This window comes from Mesorhizobium sp. M1A.F.Ca.IN.020.04.1.1 (assembly GCF_003997315.1).
Taxonomy (GTDB): Bacteria; Pseudomonadota; Alphaproteobacteria; order Rhizobiales; family Rhizobiaceae; genus Mesorhizobium.
In genome coordinates this window covers 1-8,770 of the sequence record NZ_RZSN01000210.1, presented here as the reverse complement: position 1 = coordinate 8,770, position 8,770 = coordinate 1, and the positions used below count along the sequence as shown (strand labels likewise).

Sequence of the window (8,770 nt, the reverse complement as noted above, 5' to 3'; positions counted from 1 at the left end):
CCCTGGCGCTCGATTACAAAGGCAGGGTGCGTTTTTCCTCCCTTGCCTCAAAACGCGCCGTGCAGGGCCGGGCGCTCAACGGAACCGCCAATGTCGACGTGCAGGTGCGCGGTCCTGTATCCGCGCCGGTGATCAGCGGCAAAGTCTCGACGTCGGGCGCCCGTCTGATCGACGCGCGCTCCGGGCTGGCGGTCAACGACATCGGGGCTGACGTCTCGATCGGCGGCGGCGTCGCCAGGATCAATCGCCTTACGGGCACGTTGTCGACGCGCGGCAGCCTTTCGGCGAGCGGCACCGTCGGCATCACGCCGGCGCAAGGTTTTCCGGCCGACCTGTCGATAAAACTCACCGACGCCCGCTACACCGACGGCAGGGTGGTGACCGCCAATCTCGGCGGCGACCTGACCATTAAAGGCCCGCTCGTGTCGGCGCCGGTGATCGCCGGCACCATCAATCTGGCGAGGACGGTCATCACCGTGCCGGACAAACTGCCCGGTTCGCTCTCGGAGTTGGATGTGAAGCATAAGAACCCGCCGCGCGCGGTGCGCGCGCAGGACAGGGCTCTGAACCCGCCGACATCCAGCAGCGGCGGCAGCAGCGGCAGCGGCCTTGTCCTCGACGTGACGGTCAACGCACCGAATCAGATCTTCATCCAGGGCAGGGGCGTCGACGCCGAGCTAGGCGGCTCGCTGAAGCTGACCGGCCCGGCATCCTCGCCGCAGGCCGTCGGAACCTTCACCTTGCAACGCGGCCGGCTGACGATCCTTGCCAAGCGGCTGACCTTCACCGAGGGCACAGTCGGGTTCCAGGGTTCGCTTGTGCCTTACCTCAACCTGACCGCGACCACGACGACCAGCAGCGCCACCGTCACCATCGTCGTTTCGGGCGAAGCGACCAACCCGAAGTTCAACTTCTCCTCCGCACCGGCGCTGCCTGAGGACGAGGTGCTGGCGCAACTGATCTTCGGCCGCTCGATGTCCAATCTCTCGCCGCTGCAGATCGCCCAGCTCGCCGACGCGGCCGCGCAATTGGCCGGCGCCGGCGGCACGACCTCGCTGCTCGACAATCTACGCAGCGCGATCGGCATCGACGATCTCGACGTGACGACCGACGAGAAGGGGGGCACCGCGGTTTCGGCCGGCAAGTATCTCAACGACCGTACCTATGTGACAATCCAGAAGGGCGACAAACCGGGCTCCGGCAAGGCGACGATCGATCTCAATGTCGGGAGGGGCGTGAAGCTGCGCGGCGAGGCCAACGACGCGGGCGAAGCCAAGGGCGGCGTCTTTTACGAACGCGAATATTGACGGTGTTGCCCGCCCCGGCGGGCTGAAGAGGACTTTTGGCGCGCGCACGAGGCCCTGTCCGCCGGCAATGTCTTGATTTGATTGCCCTGTTAATTTTTGGAAATGTGCTGTGGACTAACAAATTTGCGTCAAGGCTGTCGCTATCACGCCAACCGGCCCCATTCCAAAGTTGCACATTCCCCACCATGTTCCAATTCCAAACCGGCTTTTGACATCACGGTCTGGATGCGGAATGTTAAAAGGCAGAAAGCCAAACAATGGGAGTCAGTCATGGCAATCTACAAAAGTAACGGTGATCGCGTTCCGGACCACATCCTGGCGATGGCCGAAGCGGCCAAGTCGGGCACGGTGGACCGCCGTGAATTCCTGGCGTTGGCCAGCGTTTTCGGTGCATCGACGGCAATGGCTTACGGCATGCTCGGTCTCGCCGCGCCGACGCCGGCCAAGGCCGAGGAAGTGCAGGGCAAGAAGGGCGGCGTGCTGAAGGTCGCCATGTCGATCAAGGATCCCAAGGATCCACGCACCGCCGACTGGTCGGAGATTGCCAACGCCGAGCGCCAGGCGCTCGAGCCGCTGGTGAAGTACACGAAGGAGTACACCTTCGCGCCTTACCTGCTGGCAAGCTGGGACATCAACGACGACGCCACCGAATACACGCTGCATGTGCGGCCAGGCGTCGAATGGAATAACGGCGACAAGTTCACCGCCGACGACGTGATCTACAATTTCACCCGCTGGGCCGACAAGGCAGCGGAAGGCAACTCGATGCCTGGCCGCCTCGGCAGCCTGGTCGACGACGGCACCAAGAAGCTGCGCGAAGGCTCCGTGGTTAAGGTCGACGACATGACGGTCAAGCTCAAGCTGAGCAAGCCCGACATCGCCATCATCCCGAACATGTGCGATTATCCGGCACTGGTCGTGCACAAGACCTTCGATGAGAAGGGCGCCAACTTCAAGAATTGCCCGATCGGCACCGGCCCGTTCGAGCTTGTCTCCTACGATGTCGGCCAGAAGGTGGTCTACAAGCGCCGCGAGACCGGCAAGTGGTGGCAGGGCGAAGCTTTCCTCGATGGTGTCGAGTTCATCGATTACGGCACCGATCCGGCGGCGACGGTTTCGGCTTTCGAATCCGGCGAAGTCCAGACCAACCACGAAACGACCGCCGACTACATCAAGATCATCGCTGATGTCGGCGCGCCGGTTTCGGAGGTCGTCACGGCCGCCACCGTGGTGTCGCGCTTCAACATCACCCACAAGCCGTATGACAACCAGAAGGTTCGTCAGGCGATGTTGCTTGCGGTCGACAACGCCACGGTGCTGCAGCTCGGCTACGGCAATGCCGGCACCCCGGCTGAAAACCACCATGTCGCGCCGATCCATCCGGAATATGTCAAGCTGCCCGAGGTCAAGCGCGACATCGCCAAGGCCAAGCAGATGCTGACGGAAGCCGGCGTGATCGATTTCGAGCACGAACTGATCAGCAACGACGAAGACTATCACAAGAACACCACGGACGCGATCGCGGCCCAGCTGCGCGAAGCGGGCATAAAGGTGAAGCGCACCGTGCTGCCGAGCTCGACCTTCTGGAACGACTGGACGAAGTATCCGTTCTCGCAAACCAACTGGAACATGCGCCCGCTGGGCATCCAGGTCATCTCCATCGCCTATCGCTCCGGCGAAGCGTGGAACGAGACGGCTTACGCCAATCCCGACTTCGACAAGAAGGTCAACGAGGCGCTCGGCATCGCCGATGCGGAGAAGCGCAAGGTAGTGATGAAGGACATCGAGCAGACCCTGCAGGATTCCGGCATCATCATCCAGCCTTACTGGCGCAAGCTCTACATCAACATCAAGCCCGAGGTGAAGAACCACTCGATGCACCCGACCTATGAGCACGACTTCGGCAAGGTCTGGCTCGAACAGGCGTGATCCTTTTGCGATAAATATGAGGGGCGTCAGCCCCTCTTATTTGCAGCTTCGTCGCCGTTGCGTATTGTGCAACGGTGGCGGAGCCTCACAAGGTATCCGACACAGGGTTGAACCTATCTGACCCCAACCCGGCCGGCAGGGGAGCGCGCATGTTCTCATTCATTGCCAGACGCATCGGCACGATTCTGCTCACGATGCTATGCCTGACGCTGGTCGTCTTCTTTCTCGTCAATCTCGAGCCCAACTTGAAGAAGCTGGCGATCAGCCAGACCGAGATGCACACGTCGGCCGAACAGCTCGAAAGCTGGCTGGTCAATCACGGCTACCGGCAGAACTTCTTTGCGCGCTACGGCCAATGGCTGGGCGTCCTGCCCAAGCAGCCGATCACCGATCCTGCCACCGGTAAGGTGACGCAGCGCTTCTCCTTCTGCAACGATCCGGTCGAGCCGAAATTCTCCGGCGTGCTGCAGGGCGATTTCGGCTGTTCGACCAAGTTCAAGACGACGGTCGCGGCCAAGCTGTTTCCGGCACTCGGCGCCACCGGCATATTGATGTTCTGGGTGCTGGCGGTGATGGTGCCGATCTCGCTGCTCATCGGCATCCTTGCCGGCATGCGCGAAGGCTCGCGAACGGACCGGACCCTGTCGGTGGCCTCCATCGCCTCGACGGCGACGCCCGAATATGTGTCGGGCGTCATCTTCACCGTCATCTTCGCCTCGTGGTTGGGCTGGTTGAACGGCTCGGCGGCATCCGCCAGCCAGGGCATCACCTTCTACAATTTCACCCTGCCGGTGATCACTCTGGCGATCTACGGCACCGGCTATATCGCGCGCATGACACGGGCCTCGATGGTCGAGGTGATGACGCAGCAGTATATCCGCACGGCCCGCCTCAAGGGCCTCTCCTTCGGCAGTGTGGTGATCAAGCACGCGCTACGCAACGCGCTGATCGCGCCTTTCACCGTCATCATGCTGCAGTTCCCGTGGCTGCTCACCGGCGTCGTCATCGTCGAGGTGATGTTCCGCTACCAGGGTTTCGGCTACACGCTGGTCGAGGCCGCCGGCAACAACGACATCGACCTTCTGCTCGGCTGCTCGCTGGTCTCGGTATTCATCGTGCTGATCACCCAACTCATCTCGGATGTCGGCTACGCGTTTCTCAATCCGCGCATCAGAGTTCAATAGGGGGTAGGGCGGATGCAGATCGAATACATCGGTGCCTTCGATGTCGTGCTCGGCGTGCTTTGGCGCTTCTGGCCGGTATGGGTCGCGCTTGTCCTGGTGATGGGCGTTAGCTTTACCTACAAGAAGAAGCTCGGGCTCTACGGCCAGCTCTTTGACAGCGGCGTCGGCATTGCCGGCGTCGGCATCTGCCTGTTCTGGCTGTTCACGGCGATCTTCGCCTCGACCATCTCGCCTTTCGATCCGCTGGCGCAGGTGTCGATCATGAAGGATACGCTGCCCGGCGCGATCGAGCCGACATCGAAGCTCGTCTACTATTTCGGCGGCGACAAGCTCGCCCGCGACGTGTTCTCGCGCATGGTCTATGGCAGCCAGATCGTGCTGATCATCGCGCCTGCGGCGACCGGTTTTGCGCTGATGGTCGGCATCACGCTCGGCCTGCCGGCCGGTTACTACGGCGGCAAGATCGACACGGTGCTGTCCTTCCTCGCCAATCTGGTGCTGGCCTTCCCGGTGATCCTTTTGTTCTACCTGCTGGTGACGCCAGGCATCATGGACACGCCTATCCCGTACGCCCTGGCGGGGCTGTTCTTCCTGTTCCCGATCATCTTCTTTTGCGTGCTGTTCTGGACCCGCTACAAGAACCGGCCGGACCGGCTCTATATCCTGCTCGGCCTGACGCTCGTCATCGGGGGCTGGATCTATACGGGCCTCGTCTTCGACAAGGATCCGCTGAGGATCGTCCACATCGATCCCAACCAGCTCAACATTTTCGTGGCGGTGGTGTTCGCTTCCAGCCCCGGCGTGTTCCGCATCGTGCGCGGGCTGACCATGGATATCAAGACGCGCGACTACGTGGCGGCGGCGCAGACGCGCGGTGAATCGCCCTGGTACATCATGCTGTGGGAAATCCTGCCCAATGCACGCGGACCGCTGATCGTCGATGCCTGCCTGCGCATCGGCTATACGACGATCCTGCTCGGCACGCTCGGTTATTTCGGCCTGGGGCTGGCGCCGGAGAGTCCCGACTGGGGCACCGCGATCAAGGATGCCAGCCGGCTCTTGCGCTCCTTCATCCACCCGGCGCTGCCGCCGACGATCGCGCTGATGTCGTTCGTGCTGGGCCTGAACCTTTTGGCGGATTCGCTGCGCGAACAGTCGATGAAGGATTGATGGCGGGGCTTCGGGCCCCATCTTCCAGGAAGCAAGGATTGGAGCGACCCATGAACGAGGCAGTTCGAGATCCAGCCAAGACGACCAATGGGCCGATCATCGAGATCGAGAACCTCTCGATCTCGTTCTTCACCCGCAAGGGCGAGATCCCGGCGGTGATGGACTTTTCCTGCACGGTCATGCCCGGCGAGGCGATGGGCATCGTCGGCGAATCCGGCTGCGGCAAGTCGACCGTGTCGCTCGGCATCATGCGCGACCTCTCAAACATCGGAAAGATCGTCGGCGGCCGCATCAAGTTCCAGGGCAGGGACATGGGCGACATGTCCGACGAGGAGCTTCGGGCCATCCGCGGCAACAAGATCGCCATGATCTATCAGGAGCCGATGGCGAGCCTCAATCCGGCGATGAAGGTCGGCCAGCAATTGATGGAAGTGCCGCTGATCCACGACAAGGTCTCGAAGGAAGAGGCCCATAACCGTGCACTGGAGATGGTGCGCGCGGTCAAGCTGCCCGATCCGGAGCGCATGATGCGCTCCTATCCCCACCAGCTTTCGGGCGGCCAGCAGCAGCGCATCGTCATCGCCATGGCGCTGCTGTCGAAACCGGCGCTGCTGCTCCTCGACGAGCCGACGACGGCGCTCGACGTCACCGTCGAGGCCGGCATCGTCGAACTGGTCAAGGGACTGGGCCAGAAGTTCGGCACCTCGATGATCTTCGTGTCGCACAATCTCGGCCTCATTCTCGAGACCTGCGACAAGATCACGGTGATGTATTCCGGCGAGGCCGTCGAGACCGGCAAGATCGAGGACGTGTTCGACCGGATGCGCCACCCCTATACGCAAGGGCTGTTCCGCTCGATTCCGTTGCCTGGCGCCGACAAGAATTCGCGGCCGCTGATCTCCATTCCCGGCCAATTGCCGCTGCCGCATGAGCGGCCGAAGGGATGCAATTTCGGACCCCGCTGTCACCATTTCGTCGAGGGCGTCTGCAACGCCGCCGAAATTCCGATGGTTGCCGTCGAGGGGCATGAGGGCCATTTCTCGCGCTGCGTGCGTTTCAACGAGATCGACTGGGAAGCGCTGCCGCCCGGCGCCAAGAAGGTCAACGAAAAGGTCGAGCCCGGCGCGCCGGTGCTCAAGATCGACAATCTCAAGAAGTACTACAAGGTCGGCGGCAGCGAGGTGTTCGGCTCCAGCGAAGGCCGCGTCGTCAAGGCCAACGAGACGATTTCGTTCACCGCGCGCGAGTCCGAAACGGTCGCGATCGTCGGCGAGTCCGGCTGCGGGAAATCGACGCTCGCCAAGGTGCTTCTGGGGCTTGAGACCGCAAGCTCGGGCACCGTGACGCTGGGCAACAAGGAGATCCAGTCGACCGGCATCGAGAGCCGCAATGTCGAAACGGTATCGTCGATCCAGATGGTGTTCCAGAACCCGTTCGACACGCTAAACCCCAGCCATACGGTCGGCTCGCAGATCATCCGCACGCTGGAGAAGTTCAATGTCGGCAAGACCGTCGCCGAGCGGCGCAAGCGCATGCTGGAGCTGCTCGACCTGGTGAAGCTGCCGCGGGCCTTCGAGACCCGCAAGCCGCGCCAGCTCTCAGGCGGCCAGAAGCAGCGCATCGGCGTGGCCCGCGCCTTCGCTGGCGACGCCAAGGTGGTGGTGGCCGACGAGCCGGTCTCGGCGCTCGACGTCTCGGTGCAGGCGGCGGTGACCGAACTCTTGATGGACATTCAGCGCAAGAACAAGACGACCATGCTGTTCATCAGCCACGACCTGTCCGTGGTGCGCTACATCGCCGACCGCGTCGTCGTCATGTATCTCGGCTATATCGTCGAGCAGGGCACGACGGACCAGATCTTCTCGCCGCCCTACCATCCCTACACGGAAGCGCTGCTCTCGGCGATCCCGATCGCCGACACCAGCGTGGTCAAGAAGCACATCGTGCTCGAAGGCGATATCCCATCGGCGATGAACCCGCCGACCGGCTGCCCCTTCCAGACGCGCTGCGGCTACAAGAAGCTGGTGCCGGACAATCTGTGCGAGACGACGGTGCCGCCGGTGAAGAATCTCGGCAACGGCCATATGAGCCTGTGCTGGCTGTCGGACGATGTCTTGGCGAAGATGGAGCCGGTCATCAAGTTCGACAAGGAGCATGCGGCACATGAAGGCGTGCCGGACGACGCGCCGCACGGCACCGGGCCGGGCTTTGCCGGCACCCCGCCCAAGCGCCCGAGGGGCAAGAGGCCGAAGCCGAACTAAAACTTCGCCGGGTCCCGGCCTCAGTTCCCACATTGCCGCAACTGGGCGGCGTAGTCGCGGGCCATTTGGTCCGTGGCGCGCGCGTAGTTCTGCACGCCGGCATCGCCGCGATTGCCGCGTCTGTAGGCCGACCAGCCGAGATAGTAGGCGAGATAGAGACTGTAGGTGTCGTTGCGGGCGACGCCGAAGCTGTCGACAGTCTTGGAATGATACCAGCCGACGAAGTCGATGGCGTCGGCGAAACGGCTGCGGCGCGCCGCCCAGTTGCCGGTCTCCATCTGATATTGCGACCAGGTGCCGTCCAGCGCCTGCGAATAGCCCGCGGCGGTGGAGACATGTTTCCAGGGAATGAAGCCGAGCAGCTTGGCGCGCGGTGGCCGGGCGTTGCTCTTGAAGCCGGATTCCTTGCGCACCGTCGCCATCAGCACCGGAACGGGAATGCCGTATTTTTGTTCGGTGCGCTCGGCGGCGGACTGCCAGTTGTCGAACCAACCGTCATTCTGGTCGAAGACGGCGCAGACATTGTTGATGTGGCTGGGCGCCGTCGCGCAGGCCGAAAGCGCCAGCAGCACAGAGACAACGACAATTTTACTAAAACTCGAGCTAGGCATCGGAAGACGAATAGGGCGAAATCATAAAAGGAATCTTTCGAGCTTCCTTAACGCCGGCCGAGGCGCCTCGATTTGACTCTATCGATATTTCGACGTCGTTCGTCGCATTTGTCTTCATCAGAACGAAAAAATGCCGCCTTGGCTAAAATCACGCCGGCAAATGGCGAATTCCTGACAGCTCGCGCCTGACGTCGGCGCTCTGATAGACGCATGACCGAACCAAGACGAAAACGCGGCGCCGAACGGACCAGCAACCGCGGGCCCGCCCCCATTCCGCAGCTGCCGCCACGGCGTGTGGTCAACCCTTA

At 62.2% G+C, this 8,770-nt stretch carries 6 protein-coding genes; 5 read left to right on the top strand and 1 reads right to left on the bottom strand.

Annotation, left to right across the window (positions count from 1 at the left end; all coding sequences use genetic code 11):
• The 5 genes from EOA49_RS27890 to EOA49_RS27870 all read left to right on the top strand — a co-directional run.
• On the top strand, nt 1-1,307 hold a 1,307-nt coding region (locus tag EOA49_RS27890; RefSeq protein ID WP_206520234.1), incomplete at its 5' end, for a translocation/assembly module TamB domain-containing protein.
• Nucleotides 1,308-1,577: 270 nt separating this feature from the next.
• Nucleotides 1,578-3,236 carry an ABC transporter substrate-binding protein gene (locus EOA49_RS27885; RefSeq protein ID WP_127240716.1) on the top strand — a complete coding sequence of 553 codons (1,659 nt, stop codon included), beginning with the start codon at nt 1,578-1,580 and terminating at the stop codon, nt 3,234-3,236.
• A 149-nt stretch (nt 3,237-3,385) separates the two neighbouring features.
• Nucleotides 3,386-4,420 carry an ABC transporter permease gene (locus EOA49_RS27880; RefSeq protein WP_067328931.1) on the top strand — a complete coding sequence of 345 codons (1,035 nt, stop codon included), beginning with the start codon at nt 3,386-3,388 and terminating at the stop codon, nt 4,418-4,420.
• Nucleotides 4,421-4,432: 12 nt separating this feature from the next.
• Nucleotides 4,433-5,590 carry an ABC transporter permease gene (locus EOA49_RS27875; protein WP_066990564.1) on the top strand — a complete coding sequence of 386 codons (1,158 nt, stop codon included), beginning with the start codon at nt 4,433-4,435 and terminating at the stop codon, nt 5,588-5,590.
• 50 nt (nt 5,591-5,640) lie between these two features.
• Entirely contained in the window at nt 5,641-7,851 is a 2,211-nt protein-coding gene (locus EOA49_RS27870) for an ABC transporter ATP-binding protein (protein WP_095802382.1), read from the top strand.
• A gap of 20 nt (nt 7,852-7,871) precedes the next feature.
• Here the strand turns inward: EOA49_RS27870 and EOA49_RS27865 are convergent, their stop codons facing one another.
• The gene (locus tag EOA49_RS27865) at nt 7,872-8,462 is read right to left on the bottom strand and encodes a transglycosylase SLT domain-containing protein (RefSeq protein WP_127240715.1); all 591 of its coding nucleotides are present in this window, start codon (nt 8,460-8,462) and stop codon (nt 7,872-7,874) included.
• Nucleotides 8,463-8,770 lie beyond the last annotated feature (308 nt).